The sequence below is a fragment of the Erythrobacter sp. JB1-4 genome, assembly GCF_057365025.1.
On sequence record NZ_CP200292.1, the window covers coordinates 2,720,381 to 2,739,304 of the forward strand.

At 57.4% G+C, this 18,924-nt stretch carries 15 protein-coding genes and 1 tRNA gene; 4 read left to right on the plus strand and 12 right to left on the minus strand.

Annotated elements, in window-relative coordinates:
• Positions 1-13: 13 nt before the first annotated feature.
• From AC0V61_RS12625 to infA, 7 genes are all read right to left on the minus strand, one after another.
• Positions 14-2,929, minus strand: coding sequence for a M16 family metallopeptidase (locus AC0V61_RS12625; RefSeq protein WP_486158060.1), 2,916 nt, complete (start codon positions 2,927-2,929; stop codon positions 14-16).
• 79 nt (positions 2,930-3,008) lie between these two features.
• Complete coding sequence (purC, locus tag AC0V61_RS12630) at positions 3,009-3,812, minus strand: phosphoribosylaminoimidazolesuccinocarboxamide synthase (RefSeq protein ID WP_486158062.1); 804 nt, start codon at positions 3,810-3,812, stop codon at positions 3,009-3,011.
• 26 nt (positions 3,813-3,838) lie between these two features.
• Positions 3,839-3,912 (minus strand) — tRNA-Phe (locus AC0V61_RS12635).
• 115 nt (positions 3,913-4,027) lie between these two features.
• Complete coding sequence (locus tag AC0V61_RS12640) at positions 4,028-4,213, minus strand: DNA gyrase inhibitor YacG (RefSeq protein WP_486158064.1); 186 nt, start codon at positions 4,211-4,213, stop codon at positions 4,028-4,030.
• Positions 4,210-5,199: a ribonuclease gene (locus AC0V61_RS12645; protein WP_486158066.1), complete on the minus strand. Its 990-nt coding sequence runs from the start codon at positions 5,197-5,199 to the stop codon at positions 4,210-4,212. Before AC0V61_RS12645 ends, AC0V61_RS12640 begins: the two co-directional genes overlap by 4 nt.
• Positions 5,153-5,725, minus strand: a complete 573-nt coding sequence (locus AC0V61_RS12650) for a Maf family protein (RefSeq protein ID WP_486158068.1) — start codon at positions 5,723-5,725, stop codon at positions 5,153-5,155. Before AC0V61_RS12650 ends, AC0V61_RS12645 begins: the two co-directional genes overlap by 47 nt.
• Before the next feature lie 25 nt (positions 5,726-5,750).
• Positions 5,751-5,996: a translation initiation factor IF-1 gene (gene infA / locus AC0V61_RS12655; RefSeq protein WP_007163491.1), complete on the minus strand. Its 246-nt coding sequence runs from the start codon at positions 5,994-5,996 to the stop codon at positions 5,751-5,753.
• A gap of 240 nt (positions 5,997-6,236) precedes the next feature.
• Between infA and AC0V61_RS12660 the strand changes: the two genes are divergently transcribed.
• Together AC0V61_RS12660 and AC0V61_RS12665 are read left to right on the plus strand one after the other, a co-directional pair.
• The gene (locus AC0V61_RS12660; RefSeq protein ID WP_486158070.1) at positions 6,237-8,690 is read left to right on the plus strand and encodes a TonB-dependent receptor; all 2,454 of its coding nucleotides are present in this window, start codon (positions 6,237-6,239) and stop codon (positions 8,688-8,690) included.
• Positions 8,657-9,478: a hypothetical protein gene (locus AC0V61_RS12665; protein WP_486158071.1), complete on the plus strand. Its 822-nt coding sequence runs from the start codon at positions 8,657-8,659 to the stop codon at positions 9,476-9,478. The genes AC0V61_RS12660 and AC0V61_RS12665 overlap by 34 nt, the downstream gene beginning before the upstream one ends.
• A 9-nt stretch (positions 9,479-9,487) precedes the next feature.
• Here the strand turns inward: AC0V61_RS12665 and AC0V61_RS12670 are convergent, their stop codons facing one another.
• Complete coding sequence (locus tag AC0V61_RS12670) at positions 9,488-10,351, minus strand: esterase/lipase family protein (protein WP_486158072.1); 864 nt, start codon at positions 10,349-10,351, stop codon at positions 9,488-9,490.
• Positions 10,351-11,958, minus strand: coding sequence for a WS/DGAT/MGAT family O-acyltransferase (locus tag AC0V61_RS12675; RefSeq protein ID WP_486158074.1), 1,608 nt, complete (start codon positions 11,956-11,958; stop codon positions 10,351-10,353). The genes AC0V61_RS12670 and AC0V61_RS12675 overlap by 1 nt, the downstream gene beginning before the upstream one ends.
• 218 nt (positions 11,959-12,176) lie before the next feature.
• Between AC0V61_RS12675 and AC0V61_RS12680 the strand changes: the two genes are divergently transcribed.
• A complete protein-coding gene (locus tag AC0V61_RS12680) occupies positions 12,177-13,319 on the plus strand; it encodes a hypothetical protein (RefSeq protein WP_486158076.1) in 1,143 nt (380 codons plus the stop codon).
• On the opposite strand, the gene AC0V61_RS12685 is transcribed toward AC0V61_RS12680, so the two are convergent.
• Positions 13,316-14,497 (minus strand): BaiN/RdsA family NAD(P)/FAD-dependent oxidoreductase, encoded by a 1,182-nt coding sequence (locus tag AC0V61_RS12685; protein ID WP_486158078.1) that lies wholly within the window; start codon positions 14,495-14,497, stop codon positions 13,316-13,318. The two genes, AC0V61_RS12680 and AC0V61_RS12685, sit on opposite strands and share 4 nt — an antisense overlap.
• A gap of 65 nt (positions 14,498-14,562) precedes the next feature.
• On the opposite strand from AC0V61_RS12685, the gene uvrC reads away from it, so the two are divergent.
• Entirely contained in the window at positions 14,563-16,518 is a 1,956-nt protein-coding gene (uvrC, locus tag AC0V61_RS12690) for an excinuclease ABC subunit UvrC (protein ID WP_486159546.1), read from the plus strand.
• Positions 16,519-16,530: 12 nt separating this feature from the next.
• On the opposite strand, the gene AC0V61_RS12695 is transcribed toward uvrC, so the two are convergent.
• A complete protein-coding gene (locus AC0V61_RS12695) occupies positions 16,531-18,069 on the minus strand; it encodes a spinster family MFS transporter (RefSeq protein ID WP_486158080.1) in 1,539 nt (512 codons plus the stop codon).
• Positions 18,070-18,256: 187 nt separating this feature from the next.
• Positions 18,257-18,868, minus strand: a complete 612-nt coding sequence (locus AC0V61_RS12700) for a superoxide dismutase (protein ID WP_486158081.1) — start codon at positions 18,866-18,868, stop codon at positions 18,257-18,259.
• Positions 18,869-18,924: the final 56 nt, after the last annotated feature.

Consider the following 18,924-nt stretch of genomic DNA (forward strand, 5'->3'; position numbering starts at 1 on the left):
AGGAGGCGACCTGTCAGCCTTTCTTTTTTGGCTCTTCATTAGCGACCACAGCGTTGTCCCCACCAGCAGATTTCTCTGGAAGGACCAGAAATTCTACGGCTCTATCCATGGCAAGGTACCTCTGGGCGATCGCGCTCAATTGTTGTGGCGTAATAGCGCGCAAGGTCTCAGGCCCTGCAAACCAGCGTTCCAACCTATCCCGTTCGCTTTGGGCGCGGTCTGCAAGCTGTACCCATCCACCAAGCGATTTGAGCGCATTATCATAAGCTTCGAGCAAGGGCTGACGTGCGCGCTGGACCAGGTCGGGATCGATTGGCTTTTCGCGAAGGTCGTTGATCATCGTCGCAATCGCATCTCGCGCCGCCTCGATCTCCGCGACGTCAAGCGAAGCGGTCAGAGTAAACGTGCCATATCCCGGGAAGATCTTGCTCATCGAGCTTGAGGCATTGGGCGAATAGGCCTGTCCAAGCTCCTCGCGAAGGCGGTCGGTAAGCTCAATGCGTACCATTCGGGCGAGCAGTGACAGCTGCAACTCCTCAGCAAAATCGCTGTCGTCATTGGTTGGCCACACGATCCTTAGCAAAGCCTGATCCGCCTCCCCTTCGTGGGTGAGCACATGCTTTATCCGTTTGCTTGTGAATTGGCGGGTGCGTGCTTCTTTGCGAACTCTGAATTCCGGTTCGCGGGCGGGCAATGCGCCAAGGGTCGAGGCAACAGCGGCAATGGCGGCATCCTCGTTAAAATCGCCTACGAGTGACAGCTCGATCGCGCCGCTTTGAAGGCGGTCGCCGATCACGCTTGAAAGCCCATCGTAATCGAGTGAGAAGAAGGCCTCCTTAGTTTGCAAGCTGAACCTGGGATCGCCATCCGAAAGGATCGCGCCTGCCGAATTGCCAAGACTTCGGAACGGTGTTGACCGAAGTGTCGCAAAGAAATTGTCGATGCCGCGCCGGAATTGCTCAATCCCTTCAGGGCGATAACCGGGGTCGGTTAAGGCTGCTGTCAGTAATTGCATCTGCAGATTGAGGTCACGCGGCGTTGTTGCGCCTGTAAAGGTAAAACCCTCTGCCGAGTTGGAAGCGCTAAAGCCTACGCTTCGCCCTGCAAGGATGGTCTGAAGTTCATCGCGGCTATGCGCGCCGAGCCCGCCCGCTGAAAGTGCGCCAATCAAATAGGTGCGCAAAGGTTCATCGCTCGTATTCATCAGCGAGCCGCCATCTAGCAGCAATCGATAGGCGACACGGTCCTCGCGGATATCCGTGGTCTTAATGGTCAGTCGCACATTGTTTGCAAAGGTAATGTAGCGAAATCCCAAACGTTCATCACGCGTGTCCATTGTGACCTCGCCTGGCGTTCCGAAATCGCTATACGCAAAGGTCGCAGTGGCCGCTTCTTTGACCGGTGAAATAGGCAGAGCCAAGCCTTCAGCAAATGCAGTGCGAAGCGATGCTTCACCGCCCTCGGGCGCTTTGCGACCTTGGAAGCGGATGAGCGGATTGTCGAAGGGAATAAGCCTTTCGCGAAGAGCGCTGAGCACCGTTTCAGGGGTGATGGTGTTCTCCATTTCCTCAAACAAGGCGAGCTGGAAGTCAGGTGTAGTAGGCACCGCCTCGTTAGAAATGAGGCTCAACGCAGATCCTATGAAGAAACCGTTTGAGCGTGTGGGGGCGCCTGACACGCGGTTTTCGAGAGCCGTGCGAATATTGGCGAGCTGCTCTTTGACTTCGGCTTTGGTGAACCCATGCACCGCTGCCTCGCGAACGCTTTGCACAGCCGCGAGCATTCCTGCACGCCACTTTCCATCCTCGCTAGCTATGGAAAGCGTGTTGGTGCGCGCATCTTCGAAGATCGAGCCTTCTGAAAAGCGCGCTGCGCGAAAAGGTGCATCTGTCGCACGCGCAAGCCGAGACAATCGCCGCGCGATGATCCCGCGAGCAACGCCGCGCAAAAGCGATTTCTTGCGAGCATCCAATGTGTCGGGCTCATCAGTGTAAGGCGCGAGTACGGTGAGAGTTAGGTTTTCAGATAAAGCGGGATCAATAAAGACGTCGCTTTCCCCGCGCCGGGTTACATCAACGGGGCCTGTGACAGGTTCGGATGGTAGAGACGCTCCCTCCCAATCGGCAAAGCGCGATTTGATCGCCTCTTCCATGACCTCGACCGGAAAGTCGCCCACAATGACGATCACCGTGTTGGAAGGTACGTATGTGCGCTCATAGAGCGCACGAAGATCGGCAGCGCTGGCGTTCTCGATGACTTCTAATTTGCCAATGGGCAGCCGCTTGGTGTAGCGCGCACCGGGGGAGATGAACTCAAATCCATCTTCACGAGCGCGTTGCTGAAACCCGCGCCTATCACGGCGCTCAGCAATAATGACACCGCGTTCGCGCTCGACGGCATCAGGTGCAATTGTCAGTTCACTTGCTGTCTCGCGCATGAGCATCATCGCGGTGCCCAACAACGCCTCATCATTGCGCGGCAGATCGAGCATGTAGGTGATCGCCTCAAAACCGGTGGACGCATTGGTATCTGCGCCAAAAGCCAGTCCCTCCCGCTCCAGCAGCGGGATCATCTCGCCTTCGGGAATGCTCGTCGAACCGTTAAAGGCCATATGCTCGAGAAAATGTGCAAGGCCGCGCTCATTCTCCTGTTCTGCCAAGGAGCCAGAGCCAATCCGCATCCGGACAAGAGCAGTACCCTCAGGGGTCGCATTCTCACGTAAAATGTATCGAAGGCCATTAGGCAACTCGCCAAAAACATAGCCGGGATCAACCGGTAGATCGCTTATCTCAAAGGCCCAAGTGGGTGTGTCTCCGGGTTGCTGCGCGTTAGCGCTTGCCTCGGCTGGCTGCGCAGTTTGAGCAGCCAGCGATGCAAGGGGTAGTAGCACGAGCATACCAGCGCAAAGCGCACGGGTCGCAAATTGCATCACAGGTCTTTGTCTCTCATCTCTCTCAAGATGCACAGATTAACCAGTATCACCTGTATGTCAGCTTATTTTTGTCAGCTCACTTTTTTGGGGGTGGGTTTCCCCGCAGACGAGATCGGTGGCTGGAGAGGTCTAGCACTTCGCCGGGTCCCGTTTCTTCATTCTGCAAAAGACCAAGGCGGCGAGCCACTTCGCGATAAGCCTCTTCCTCACCGCCCATGTCGCGGCGGAAGCGGTCTTTGTCTAGTTTTTCGCCTGAAGCCATGTCCCATAGACGACAACCATCCGGGCTGATTTCGTCGGCAAGGATCACGCGGCTGTAATCGCCGTCGAACAAGCGCCCGAATTCGAGTTTGAAGTCGACAAGGCGAATATCGATCCCTGCAAACATTCCGCAAAGGAAATCGTTGATACGGATTGCCATTGAGGAAATATCCTGCATCTCCTCAGAGCTTGCCCAATTGAAGCAGGCGATATGTTCCTCAGCGATCAGCGGGTCACCCAGCGAATCGTCCTTGTAATAATACTCGATCAGCGTGTGAGGGAGCGGCTCACCTTCCTCAAGGCCCAAGCGCTTGCAGATCGATCCTGCAGCGACATTACGCAGCACAACCTCAATCGGGATAATCTCAACCTGGCGCACCAATTGTTCGCGCATATTGAGGCGGCGGATAAAGTGGGTGGGAATGCCGATATGGCTAAGGCGGGTGAAAACATGTTCGCTGATGCGATTGTTGATCACGCCTTTGCCGTTGATGGTGCCCTTTTTCTCCGCGTTGAAGGCTGTCGCATCGTCTTTGAAGTATTGGATGAGCGTGCCTGGTTCAGGGCCTTCATAAAGGACCTTGGCTTTGCCTTCGTAAATTTTGGAGCGGCGGGACATTTCTCAAGAGTTCCCTTCTTTCAGCGTGGTGCCCGGGGGCGGAATCGAACCACCGACACGCGGATTTTCAATCCGCTGCTCTACCCTGAGCTACCCGGGCATTCGCTGCGGCGTCGAGGCTTTGTTAAGCGCCCCGGCGAGCAAATGAAGCGGCGCTATGGCGCGGCTTGGGCGACTTGGCAAGAGAGAAATGGGATGGATTTCCCCTTTTATGCCTAATCTTGGTTGTCCCAGTCGCTTTGGACGAATTGTTCAGGATCAACCGGGTCACCAGGGACGGAGTATCCATCGCCAAACCATTGTGCCAAATCGCGGTCTTTGCAGCGCTGTGAGCAGAAGGGGGCGAATTCCTCAGTGCGGGCGCGCTTACAGATAGGACAGGGTTTTGTGGCTTGTTTCATTGGGCTATAATCTGGGCTTGGGGCGCTTCTAGTGCAAGGGCAGGGTTGGTCTCAATCCGCACTTGGCGCCCTGTCCGTTTTGCAAGCTCATCAAGCCAGTTGGGTTTAAGTTTCGCCTTTAGGGCAGGGTGAACAGTGAGCAGCAAAACTGGCCCTGTGCCTTGCGCTCTTTGTGCGATCCGCAAGGCATATCGCGCGCACATCCCAACGCGCGAGGTGGCAAACCGGTGAAGCAATGAGGGCCCTTCAAGGCGGGCCACGAGTTGAACAAAGCCAAATCCGTTCATAGCGGTGCGCTCATGTGGCCAGTCCAAAAGCGCCTCTTCGAGGGCCTTATCAACGGTTCGGCGATCCTTCTTGGCTTGTAAGGTGGGAAAATCGATCCCGATATTGCCGCCCATATCAAACCAGCGCAGCGCCTTTGCGATGGCAGGGACGGCCGCGAGGGCGAGTTCGCGGGGGGCAAGATTTCCATCGATATCGATTACGGTCATGCCGGGGGTCACTGCGCACAGGAGTTCGCCGCCATCAAATGCGATGCTGCCTGATGACGCCGCGTGCCAGATCTCCTCCCATGTGCCCGGTTCGAATTGATGGGTGGATACGGCGTGCGGTGTCGGCTGGTCGCCTGCCTCACCGTCAATCCAACGTGTCTGAGGGAGCTTTAGCCGGCCTTTTTCCGCTATGCCTGCCCGGGTGATCCGAACCCGTCCCCAATGGCCCTGTGTGACCTCGCGAGGCAGGTGGCCCACTAAAGCCTCAAGGCCATTTTCAAGTGTCACTGTGCCGCGTTTAGCGCCGGTGGTCTTATGGCTCAGCTGTGCTTTGAGGACCTCGCCTGCGCAAAGTTCACCGGACCATTGAACCTTGGCAGCGATCACTTCGCCGTCTTGGAAAAGGAGTTTGCGGGTTTCCCCAATACCCTCTTCGGCCAGCCACTCAGCCAATTGCAAATCCGGCCGCCCTGAGCAGCGCGCGCGTTTCATAAAGCGGCAGGCCCATCACACCCGAATGGCTTCCTTTCATCCACTGAATGAGCGCTTCTGCTTGTCCTTGGATCGCATAGCCGCCCGCTTTGCCGCGCCATTCATCGCTGGCGATATAGGCCTCGATTTCTTGGGATGAGAGGTTCTTAAACCGTACGACATTCTCGTTGAGCCGCTCTCGGCATGTGCCATCGGGTGCGCGCAGCACAACGCTGGTAAGCACCACATGCCGTCTCCCTGAAAGGAGTTGCAGGCAATCGCGCGCTTCGCCTTCTTCCTCTGTCTTAGGCAAAATCCGCCTGCCAGCCGCCACCACTGTATCGCCAGCTAGAACATAGCCGTCCGCTGTAACTGCAAGCGCCTTCTCGCGGCCCATGCGCAAGGCATAGTCGCGTGGGCGCTCTGCCGAAGCAGGCGTTTCATCAATATCTGCTGGCGTCACGGCGTCAGGCGTCACTCCAAGGCGCGCCAAAAGGTCTCGCCGCCGAGGCGATGCTGATGCAAGTGTTAAATAGAGAGAGCCCATGACGGGGTGTCCCGCCTCTGGGGCCTTATTGAGGACCGGGGCCACCACGGCCCGGCATAAAGCGATAGGTGATGCGCGCCTTGGTGAGGTCGTACGGCGTGAGCTCGCAAAGCACCTCGTCACCCACCAGCACCCGGATGCGGTTCTTGCGCATCTTGCCGGCAGTGTGTCCAAGGACTTCGTGACCGTTTTCAAGCTCTACCCGGAACATTGCATTGGGCAGCAGCTCGACGACGCGCCCGCGCATTTCGAGTAGTTCTTCTTTGGCCATGGGTTTCCTATGTCTCGTTTTGTGTGTGCGACAGATTGTTTGCCGCTTGGTGTTTGTCGTGTCTCGCGGGCCATTTAGCGATGGTGAGAACAAAAGGGAAGCCTCGTGCGTTAATGCCTGAAATCAGCTTGGTTCATGCGCGGGGTCTATCCCATTTAATAAGTGCAATCGGATCGAGTGATGCAAACCGATACAAAGAGCCGCTTTGTGGAGGCTCTGTAATAGCTCAAAAGGCACAGAATGACCCTCTCTCGCCTATGTCGTACCGCAGCTTTGTCGGGTGTTTCTGTCTGCGCGCTGCTCGCCGGTCCTGCTCTTGCGCAAGAAAGCGCACAGGCAGATCAAGAGCCAGCACCAGAACTTACTCAGGAGCCTATCCCCGCCGATAGCATCATTGTTCAAGGCGAACGGCGTCGCGGCCAGTTGGATGTCGAGCAGGCGCCCATCCTTGAGCTGAGCGAAGAGGAGATTGCCGCTGAAGGTGTCGCCTCGATCGCAGATCTTGTGACACAAATCACCGCGCAGACCGGCTCATCGCGCGGGCGAGGGGACGGCGGCAGGCCGGTCATCCTCGTGAACGGGATTCGTCCCGGTTCTTTCCGCGAACTCTTTCAATATCCGCCAGAAGCATTGGAAAAGGTCGAGGTCTTCCCGGAGGAAGTTGCCCAGCGTTTCGGGTTTTCCCCTGACAGGCGGGTGATCAACCTCATCCTCAAAGACAATTACCGCAACGCCGAGATTGAGCTTGAATTTGAAGGTCCATCACGCGGAGGATACTATCAGCGCGAACAAGAGTTTGGGTTTTTGCAAATCGCCAATGGCGCGCGGATCAATGTCAACCTTGAAGCAAATGATAGATCGTTTCTGACCGAAGATGAGCGGGATATTGTTCAAACCGACGGGTCGGTTTCCGATGTACCGGGCGATCCTGATCAAGCGCCGTTTCGCTCTCTTCTGTCTGACAGCCGGTCACTGGAAGGCAATGTAAGCTGGGCCAAGGCGTTTCTTGACAGCGGAATATCCGTCTCTGCCAACGCCAACTATGAACGCAGCGACAGTTTGTCTTTGCAAGGCCTCAATACGGTGACTTTGACAGATGGTGCAGGCAACAGCGCGCTGCGCACCTTTGGCGAGGATACCCCGCTGGAGAACAGCAGGTCGCAGGATTTTGTCAGCACTTCTGGTTCGTTTACAAGTCCCATCAACGCCTTCCGCCTGACAAGCACATTCGATGCCGGTTTTTCAGAGACCACCCAGCTTATCGATAGCAGGTTCGACACCTCCGAATTACAGGCCCAAGCGCTGGCAGGCGCATTAGCGCTAGACGGTGCGCTCCCTACCAGTGTTGTACGCACCAAGGACATCGCATTTTCGCGCGGGATAACGGCAAGTACTCTCACCACACTGCGCGGGCCTCTGGTGTATTTGCCCGGTGGGGAGGTCATTGCAACTTTCGATGTTGGCTATGATTGGCAGCGGCTTGAGAGCGATGACACGCGGACAAATCTGCCTGTGCAATTGACCCGGGGCGACCTTTCGACAGGTGCTAACCTTGTTATTCCGGTCACTAGCCGCCGCGAGGGGTTCGCCGATGCTTTGGGCAGTTTTACCCTCAATGCGCAAATCGGGCTGCAAGAGCTGTCAGACTTTGGCACCTTGGGTGATTATACGCTGGGGCTGAGTTGGTCTCCGTTTGATAATCTTGATTTGTCCGCAAACTACATCGTTCGCGATGTGGCGCCGGGGATCAGCGCACTTGGCGGCCCTCAGATCGAGACGTTGAATGTGCCCGTGTTCGATTTCGTCAATGGCGAAACTGTTCTGGCAACGGTGACAACGGGCGGTAACCCTAACCTTGCCGCAGAGACGCAGCGCGACTGGAAATTTGCCGCCAATTGGGAGCTCCCCTTTTGGGAAGGCGCGCGGTTCCAAGTCGAGTATATCCGCAACCGGTCCGATGATGTGGTGAGCACATTCCCGCAAGTGACCTCTGAGATCGAAGCAGCCTTTCCTGACAGGATTACGCGCGATGCGGGCGGCACATTGATTGCGCTTGATCGCCGCCAGGTGATCTTTGCCGAAACGCGCGCGGATAGGCTCAACTTCAGCCTGAATTTGCGCGGGACGATTGGTGGGAGCGGGCGCGGAGGCCCACCCGGTGCTGCTCGCGGTGGTCGCCCTGGCGGTGGTGGCGGACCGCCATCGGGCACAGCACGTCCAGCAAGCGCTCCGGCGGCGGCAGGACCTCCCCCGGGCGCAGCTAGCCCTCCTTCAATCGGCGCTCCAGCGGCAGGCGGCGAACGGCGCGCAGCATTTATGCAATTCCGGGAGCGCATCTGCGCCGATGATGGTCTCGAAGTGCTCACCCGCCTCGCCAATGCGATTACGAATGGAGAGGATGTTTCGACGATCATCCCCGGAGGCGGCTCGCCGCGTTTGATGCGCATGGTTGAGCGGATGAAGGGCGCAGATGGTCAGATTGACCCCGAGCGCCTCGACGCAATGCGCACGCGCATTTGCAGTATGGACCCCTCTGCTATGAGAGGGCCGCGCGGTGGTCCCCCGGGTGGTTCTCCCGGCAGTTCTCGCGGGGGGCACAAGGTGCACCTTCCGATGGTCCTCCTGCCAATGAACGCCCCAATGGACGTCCTTCTGGACCAATGGGTGAGGGCTTTGCAGCCTTTCGTTCGCTAGCGTGCGCCGAAGATGGCGAGGCGAAGCTGCGCGATCTTGTCGCTCGTATCGAGCGCGGAGAGGATGTGTCAGATGTCATCCCGGGCTTCGATCCCAATATGGCCGGCTTTATGATTGACCGTTTGCGCGGTGAGGACGGTACGCTCACCTCTGAACGGATTGCTGGCCTTCGCGCACGCTTCTGCGATGCGGAATCGAGCGGTTTATCCGGCGGCGCATCTGGCGGTGCGACTGGCAGTTCTGGCAGCGGTGCTCCCCAACGCGGCGGTCCGCCCCCCGGCTTTAACCCGCTTGCACGTCGCAACTTCTCAGGCTTGCGCTATTTCCTCTCGCTCAATCACACGATCGAGCTTGAAAATGAGATTGTGATCGCGCCCGGTCTAGCGCCGCTTGACCAGCTTGATGGGCAATCGACCAACGCCTTTGGTCAGCCGCGTCACAATACGCGCCTTGAAGCCGGGCTCTTCGGGCAAGGCGTCGGTATGCGTCTTTCAGGGCGTTACACAGGCTCCACGCGGCTTGATGGATCGGGCCTCCCCGGATCGAGCACCATCTTCTTTGATGATATCGCGCGGTTTGACCTGAGGGTCTTTGCCAATATCGACCAACTCACCGGCAGTAAGAGCCCACTGTTGAAGAATGTGCGCGTCTCACTTCGCGCTGACAACATTTTCGATGCCCAGCTTAATGTGGTGGACGAGAACGGTGATACACCGCTCAACTTCCAACCGTTCCTGATTGATCCGGTTGGTCGTTTCGTCGGCATTGATATTCGCAAGCTTTTCTAAAGCTTTGGGTTAGCCCCAGGCTGTTTCCAGCTTGGGGAACATCCAGCTTTGGAAGGGGTTTGCCTCAAACGGTTTCCAGTCACCCTCAGCCTGCGCGAGGCGGTCAGCGATAGCGATCATCACGCTTGGGTTCACGCCAAGCCCGCAGTGGCTGGCAAAGACGCGGATGTTTTCCGTTGGAGCGCCGCTCGCCTTGTCCGGGTCCTGTACGCTGCCGCGCCAGTGAACAACCCCATCGGTTTTTGTAAGGACAGAGGTGGTCGGCACAGGGGGCGCCACGTCTAGCCCGCGAAATTGACCATCGCGGATTTCGTCAGGTTCATTCCCGTTGAAAAACTCAAACAATCGAGAGGCATTGGTGTGCGAACGATCATCGGTGATCGGGCTGCCAAGGCTCATCACAAGGCGGATTTTCTCAGGGCGAAGCTTCGCCAGCTCCCGCGCCAGCACACCGCCAAGGCTCCATCCAATAAGCGAGATTTTGCGCCCGCTTTCCTCATACAGACGGTCAATCTGCGCCTCGAGCTTCGAGACAAGCTCTTCATTCACGCGGACATTGCGGCCCGAATCCCAGCCATGTGCATCATAGCCAAGGCTGTTTAAAAGGTTGCGCATAGGGGCGGTTGAGCTGTTGGTCGCCATAAAGCCGGGGAGCGCCATCACGCTATGCCCGTCGCCTTTTGGCAATGTCGAAAGGTAGGCACGCGAAGCGTAGAACGCGCCAAATTCAAACACCGCGCGCCCTTCTGAAAGCGCAAGCAGGGGGTGGGGCGCGCGCGGTTCGACCGGCACTTTGCCGCGCGTTTTGGCGTCATCGACAACGATGCTGCCGGGCATAGGCGGCAGGTCGCGCATTGTGGGTAGGGTGGCCATTATTTGCTCTCCTCAGCGATCCGCGATGCCGAGGCTTTTGTCGGCTTGCGTTTGGCTGGTTTTTTGGCCGGAGATCCCGTCCTAGCCGCGGTTGTGGTTTTCGCCGCAGTCTTGCGCGCGGCTGGTTTCTTTGTTGGAGCCTTACGCGGTGCAGCCTTTTTCGCAACCGGCTTCTTGCTCGGAGCCGGAGCTTTCGGCGGCGCCTTTGCCGCCGCTAGCATCTCCTCAAAGCTCTCTTTGAGGCACTGCGAATAGAACTCAGGATCAGGCATAATGTCGCGGCAAGCGGTGAAGCTGATGTAAGCTTCGTCGCGGTAGGATTGCACCACGTGCGCAAGGCCCAGACCATCGGACAAGCAAATGAGCGAGAGCGCCATACTCTCAAGTTGCGCGCCAGCCGAATAGATTGGAATGGGAGGGCCGGGCACATTGGTCACAACCGTGTTGAACGGCATCGCCATGGAGTGGGCAAAGCTCACCCGGCTGAACAATTGCGCGCCCAATGCCATGTAAAGCAACGGATTGACCTTGGAGACCTCTGTCATGGTCCGAGCGCCAATCGCATTGGTCATCGCTTTGGAATTGCTGGTCCGGCCAAAGACATATTGGAGCCGCTCCGCTGGGTCCGCGATATGCGTGCCCAATGGCGCAATCATGGCCGAAACCTGATTGCCCATATCGCTTTTCTCGTCGTTCGAACGCACGGAAATCGGGGCCATGGCGGTCATGGTCGCCTTGGGCAGATCATCCTTTGCAGTCAGATATTTGTGCAGCGCCCCCCCGATAATGGTGAGCGCAACATCGTTGACCTTGGTTTTAAGGTCAGGCGCAAGCGCCCGGATCGCCTTGATGTCTTCAAGCGGGAAGCGTTGTCCTTCGACGACACGGTGGGGTGAGATCGATTTATTGAAGCGCGTGCGCGGAGGCACATAGTCGCTGGTGAGTTTGAACTCGCTGGTGATGAGGCCCTTAATCGCATTCGCCACGCCAGGAACCGCTTGAGCGGCCACCTTTGCTTGTTTCAATGGGTTGAGAAGACCGTTGATATAGCTCTTGCCCAAAAGCTCCACTGGTCCCGGGATCTTCTCAGGCTGCCACTCATCAGGCTTATTAGGCGGCGGCGCGTGCGGGGCGAGTGTGTGGATCGCCTCCATGAGGTCAATACCGCTCATCCCGTCAATCGCGGCGTGGTGCACCTTGGTCACGAACGCAAAGCACCCCGGCGGATAGCCCGGCACATTATCTAGTCCCTCAACCACAGTGAACTCCCAAGGCGGGCGGTTGAGGTCCAAAGGCCGTGCATGAATACGCGCGGTTTGGATGCACAATTGCCGCCAATCGCCGGGTTTGGGCAGGGCCACATGGCGCAGGTGATATTCGAGGTCGAAATCCGGGTCTTCGATCCAATAGGGATAATCGAGGTCAAACGGCACGCGCACAAGGCGTTGGCGCATGGTTTTGGATAGCTGCAAGCGGCTGCGGAAGAACTCGAGGATGTCTTTGAAGCGCACAAATCCGCCGGGGGCGGTCGCCGGGTTGTAGATCAGCAAATTGCCAATGTGCATCGGGGAATTGGGCGACTCCATCGCCACAAATGATGAATCCATGCCCTGCAATTGCTGCAAATGGTCTCTCCCAACCGATTTATTCCCACAGAGCCTTTGGTAGCCCATTAGAGTAAAGGGGTAGGCACATTTCCCTGATGATACAAGCTGACGCGCGCGTCAGTAGTACACAGATGCTGCTCCAACACCGGTGTATCCACTCGCAGGCTTTACGACTACAGGTGTAGTTGTTAGTATTGTTGGGAAAATAGGAGAGCACGTTGATCGTCAATCTGGAAAACACAAAGCGTAGACTCCTTGCCGGAACTATCGCCGCTTTGTTGGCCGCGCTGCCGCAAGTGATCGCAGCGCAAGAGGGGGCGAGCGAGGACAGCGCTGCGCCGAATGTGTGCAAGGAGGTCGAGGCAATGGAATGGTTCGATCGCGATTGGGTTTGCACGGCCCAAGGCCGCGGTCTGGCGCTCGCTTTACCAGATCAGGCAGAGCAATTGGCCGCCACTTTGGATGTCGCGGTCTCCGATTTTGAGGGCTATTTTGGCCCTTCAAACTACAATTTTGCCGTACTCAGCACACCGTCGCTGCCTAAAGACGCCACCGCTTTTCTGAAAGAGCGCGGGTTTCTAACGCTTCCTTGGATCACCGAAGCATCACGGGCAGATATGATCAGGCTTTCAGTCGAGCGACAAGTCAATCAGCAGACAAAGGGTATGAGCGAAGAGCAGCGTGCGGCGGTCCTTGCCCAGGCTTTGGCCCAAGTTGCAGGAGAGGGGAAAAGTTCCCCACAACCGCCATCTGCAACCGAATTGGGAGCGCTTGCACATGAGGCAGGGCATATTTTGTTCCGCCAATTTTATGATGGCGATGCAATCCCGGGAAAAAGCGTCTCGCGTTATGGCAGCTCTTCTCCCGATTGGATTGATGAACTTGCAGCAGTCCTCAATGAGAACGGCGAATTGACCAAGGGCCGCTACGCGAATGCGCAAAAGCGTCTAGAGGAGGGCGAAAGCGCAAACCCTTTCGCGTTAGCTGAATTCTTCAAGATGGAGCACCCATCACTGCGCGCCGCGCAGGCGTTACGAGAACGGTCTGGGCAATCGGGTGAGAATGTGACTTTGGTCCTGTCAGGCGAAGAAGCGGAACAATTCCTCAAGGAAAGCCGCGGCAATCCGGCGGAATTTTATCTGCAAACTCGGCTATTTGCCGATTTCATGCTTGAGACCACGGGCGACCAACGCATCTTTGCGAAGGTCGCCAACGGGGTCAAAACGCAAGGATCATTCGCCGCATGGCTTGGCACCAATCACGAGATGTTCGGTCTTTCCGGGACTGTCGATGAGCTTGAGACGCAGTTTGAGAAATGGGTATCAGAACGCTTTGCTTATGGGCGTGAAACCGAAGGCTAGAGGCTGTCGCCCGCTGCAACGCCGCTTGCCCAGGCCCATTGGAAATTATACCCGCCAAGCCAACCGGTGACGTCTACTGCCTCGCCAATGGCATAAAGGCCGGGGACGGTCTTTGCTTCCATGGTTTTGCTGGAAAGTTCGTTGGTGGAGATGCCGCCGATCGTGACTTCGGCCTTGGCGAACCCTTCCGAGCCTGAGGGGCAAAAACGCCAGTTGGCGAGCTTTTCTCCCGCGTCTTTCAATGCCTTGTCCGACACATTGCCAAGTTCGCTGTCGATCCCGAGTTTCTCTGCGAGCGCGTCTGCGAGACGGTCGGGGAGATGCTCGCGCAAGGCCGACTTGACGTGAGCTCGCGGTCGGTCGCGTTTGAGGCCTATCAGCCAGTCGGCGTCAGCTTGGGGAAGGAAGGTGATCCCCACTTCCTCGCCGGGACGCCAATAGGAGGAAATCTGCAGTATCGCAGGGCCAGAGAGACCCTTGTGGGTGAATAGCGCCGCTTCATCAAAGCTCGCCTTGCGCTTTTTCACTCCAGCAGTCGCCCGCACCGGAGCAGAAACGCCAGAAAGCTCGCGGAACAGCACATCGTCTCCGCCAAGGGTGAGCGGCACAAGGGCAGGGCGCGGTTCGACCATTTTGAGCCCAAATTGCCGCGCAAGGTCATAGGCAAATCCGGTCGCGCCCATTTTCGGAATGGAGGGGCCGCCTGTGGCGATGACGAGATTGGGCGCGGCGAAGGTCTGACCGCTGGCGGAGACCGCGAAGGTGTCACCGTCCTTCACTACGGCGCTGATGAAAGCATCACAAAGGACGTCGACCGTCGACCCGCATTCGTCGAGGAGCATCTGCACGATCTGTTTGGCTGAGCCGTCACAAAACAGCTGGCCCAGCGTCTTTTCATGCCATGCGATGCCGTGTTTATCGACCAGCTCAATAAAGTCCTGCGGCGTGTAGCGGGCTAGCGCAGATTTCGCGAAATGCGGATTGTCGGAGAGATAGTTCGCTGGCCCTGCATCAACATTGGTGAAATTGCAGCGCCCACCGCCAGAAATCAGGATTTTCTTCCCTGGTTGATCGGCCTTCTCAAGCACCACGACGCGAAGGCCGCGCTTGCCAGCTTGCGCTGCACACATAAGGCCAGCGGCGCCACCGCCTAGGATAATTGCGTCATAATGCTTCATTTTGTCGCCGATAGAGGGTCGCCCGCGCATTGCCAATGGGCGGCCTCGCATCCTATCTATGCCCCATGCCAAGCGCGCCGATCAAAGATGGAACGGGAAGCCCTCATAATCCCGATGGGGCGCAGCGTTTTAACGAGGCGAATGCGGCTTCGACCGTTGCGCGCGCCACACCCAATTTGGAGGTCGGCGTTGCGGCCATTCGCGAGGTGGTGGACACGCTCAAACCCATTCCCGGCGTCTACCGGATGCTCGATGCGCGCGGTGATGTGCTTTACGTTGGCAAAGCGCGCAGCCTGAAGGCGCGGGTGGTCAATTACACGCAGGTCAATCAACTGACTAACCGGCTCCAGCGCATGGTCTCGCAGTGCCGCGCGATGGAGATTGTCACCACCAACTCAGAGGCCGAAGCGCTGCTTCTCGAAGCGCAGCTCATCAAGCGGTATCGACCGCCTTTCAATGTTTTATTGCGCGATGATAAGAGTTTTCCTTTCATCCTTTTGCGCGCAGATCACGAGTTCCCGCGCATCCACAAACACCGCGGCGCGCGCCGGGCGAAGGGAAACTACTACGGTCCCTTTGCGAGCGCTGGATCAGTCAACACCACGCTTAATGCGCTGGAGAAGCTCTTCCTTCTAAGGTCTTGTACCGACAGCTTTTTCAACAATCGCGACCGGCCGTGTCTGCTCTATCAGATCAAGCGGTGTTCCGCGCCTTGCGTGGGCCGGATCAGCGAGCCCGACTACGCCGCGCTGGTCGCTCAAGCGAAGGACTTCCTCGCGGGCAAGTCGGGCAAGGTGCAGGCCGATCTTGAAAAGCAAATGGCAAAGGCTGCCGAAGACCTAGACTTCGAGACCGCCGCTATCCTGCGCGACCGATTGCGCGCGGCGACCTTTATCCAAGGCTCTCAAGCCATCAATGCGAAGAACGTGGGCGATGCCGATGTCTTTGCGATTGCGTCCAAGGGCGGGCAGATGTGCGTGCAAGCGTTCTTCATCAGGGGCGGGCAAAACTGGGGCCACCGCGCGTTTTTCCCGAGCCACATCAAAGACGTCGAAGAAGCGCAGGTCCTCGCCAACGTCATGCTGCAATTTTACGAGGAAGTGCCGCCGCCGCCCGGTGTTCTTGTGGACCGGGAATTGCCCGAGGCGGAGTTGATGGAGGCGGCTCTCACTGAGCTTGCCGATAAGAAAGTCACCATTTCCACGCCCCAACGCGGCGACCGTCGCAAGCTTATGGCGCAGGCTGAGCGTAACGCTGTGGAGGCGCTTGAGCGCAGGCTCGCCGAGAGCGGGACCAAGGCCAAGGTCGCGCGTGAGCTTGCCGAATTTCTCGAGCTTGAAGAGCCGCCCAAGCGCATAGAGGTGTACGACAACTCCCACATCCAAGGCGCAAAGGCAGTGGGCGCGATGGTGGTCGCGAGCCCCGAAGGCTTTGAAAAGTCACAATATCGCAAGTTTAACATCAAGTCCGCGCAGACCAATGACGATTTCGCCATGATGCGCGAGGTGATGGAACGCCGCTTTACCCGCGCGATGAAGGACGATCCCGACCGTGAGCGCGAAGGCGTGTGGCCAGACCTGGTCCTCGTCGATGGCGGAAAGGGTCAGCTTTCCAGCGTGATTGAAGTGCTCGGCGAGCTTGGCATCGAAGACCTGCCGGTCATCGGTATAGCCAAAGGCCCGCACCACGGGCGCGAGGGACGCGAAGTATTCCACTTCCCCGATGGGCGCGAGAAGATGCTGCCGACCAATTCGCCGGTGCTGTTCTACGCACAGAATCTGCGCGATGAGGTCCACCGCTATGTCATCGGTGCGCACCGTGCCAAACGCTCCAAGGCGATCACCGCAAGCCCCTTGGACGAAATCCCCGGCATTGGTCCTTCACGCAAACGCGCGTTGCTGCTCCACTTCGGCACCGCGAGCAAAGTGCGCGCCGCAGCGCTAGAGGACCTTCAACGTGCTCCCGGTGTCAGCGATGCCGTCGCGCGCACGATCTACGATTTCTACCACGCGGGCGGGTAACGAACGAAAGCCTTACGCCTCGTTCGCCACCATGTCCTGTTGCAATGTCCGGCCCGCAAGCAAGTAGTGCAGCGCTGCCCAGCCATAGCCGCAACTGGCAATGATGATCGACCATTGAAGCCCACGCGCATTAGCATCATTGCACGCGGCTAGGTTGGTCGCATCTGCGCCGATCAGGGCCGCACGTGCCTCTGGTGCCATTGCGATCAAAGGCTTGCACGTCTCAAGCGTGAGCCCGAGGTTGTAGCCATCGAGGAAGAAGGTGTTGAGATAGCTTGAAAGAATGCCGACCACGAGCGGGCCAAGGCCATAACCAAGCAGGTTCACAACGAACAGAGTGATCGCCACCGACGTCGCCCGCATACGGCTGTCCACCACGCCGCCAGAGACCGCGTACATTGGCCCGAGATAGAAATAATGGATCATTGCCGCCAGCATCAGCGATGGCATGGCAAACCACAGGCTCTCCGCCATGAAGCCAAATGCGTAAAGCGGGACAGAGAAGCCCATGCCAAGAGCTGGCAACCATGAAAGCGCGGTGGGATAACGTTTTGATAAACGGTCAGAGAGCCAGCCTGAGCTAAACACCCCAATCGCTGCCATCACGCCAAGGATGATGCCGAACAGGATCGAGGCCTGTTGAATGGTCAGTCCGTGTGTGCGGATGAGGAAGCTCGTGGTGAACTGGTTCACACCGTAACCCACAAAGGAGGCGAGCATCGCGCCAAAGACCACATGGCGATAGGCGGGCTTCTTCATCAGCACTTTGAGAGCGTCGCCAAAGCTGACCTTTTCAAGGCCCTGGAGCGCGGCAGGGTCTGTGTAACCGCGCGGCGGCTCTTTGATCGAACGCCACACCAACAGCCCCAGGAGAATGCCGGGAAGACCAACGACGACAAAGGCAATTCGCCAACCCTCAACCTGCGACCAGTCAAGCGATCCGAACAGCCCGCCAAGGCCAATTGAGCCGATCCATGCGCCAAACGCTGCACTGTCGATCCCGGCAAGCTGCCCGCCGAAAACGCTAGCAAACATGCCGCCCAAAGGCACGCCGAGCGCGTAAATGGACACAGCTGTCGCCCGCTTGGACGGGTGGAAATAGTCTGCAATCAGCGACTGTGCGGGCGGTGTGCACCCAGCCTCACCAATACTGACGCCAACGCGGAATAGGAACAGCATCAAAAAGGACGCTGCAAATCCGCACAGCGCTGTAAACAGGCTCCAGATAATCACCGCGCCTGCGATAATCAAAACCCGATTATACCGCTCTGCCGCGCGCGCGATGGGAATGCCAAGGAAGGTGTAGAGCACCGCAAAAGCAGGTCCGCCAAGCAGGCCCATCTGCCAATCTTCCAATCCGAACGACAATTTGATCGGCTCTGTCAAAATATTGACGATGGTGCGGTCAATAAAGTTGAAGATGTAAACTGTGAGCAATGCCGCAAGCACGTAAGCGCGGTAGCCGGGAGTTCCAGATCCTGTGTTAGGGGCACTTGCTGAAGAAGCAGGCGCTGTGGTCGCTGAGGCTTGAGCCGCCGAACCTTGTGTCAAAATTCTCTCTCCCTCACCCTTTTCGGGCACGCGCTAAAGCGCTGTTCTTTTCTCAAACAGCAACCTTCACCAATTCGCAAGGGAGGTAAAGCGCAATGGGCAAGAGATGTCGTTTTCGCCCCACAAAAAAGGCCCGGACTGCGCATGATCGCAGGCCGGGCCTTTTAAAATTTGGGTGCCTTACGGCTTACTTCGGGTAAACCCACGTGCTGCCGCGCTCGAGGTTTTCGCTGGCGAATGCCCAGTTAAGCTTACCGTCAACGACTGCGTCGAGATACGCAGGGCGCGCATTGCGGTGGTCGATGTAATAGGCGTGTTCCCATACATCGATGGTCAAAAGCGGATTGAAGTCGCTGTCTGCAAGAGTGTCGCCATCGTGGGTTTCCTCAATTGAGAGCATACCATCTTTTTCAGCCAGCCACACCCAGCCGCTGGCAAAGTGGCCTGCGCCGCGCGATTTAAGCTGTGACTTCAGTTCTTCGATTGAGCCAAACGCGATTTCAATCTTCGCTTTGAGCTCGTCTGAAGGTGCGGTTTCTTCACCAGCGAGCGAATGCCAGTAGAACGCATGGTTCCATGTTTGCGCGGCGTTATTGAACAGACCAGCGTTTGATGCACGAGCATCTGCCACGACGGCCTCAAGCGCGGCATCATCGTGAGCAGTGCCCTCAATCGCAGCGTTCATTTTGTCGACGTAAGCCTTGTGGTGCTTGCCGTGGTGGAAAGACAGGGTTTCTGATGAAATCGCGGGTGCGAGTGCGTCGTCGCCGTAGGGAAGGTCGATGAGGTCAAAAGCCATCTTAGATTAGTCTCCTGCGTTGGAATTGGTTGTGCCATTAGCGAATGCGCGAACAC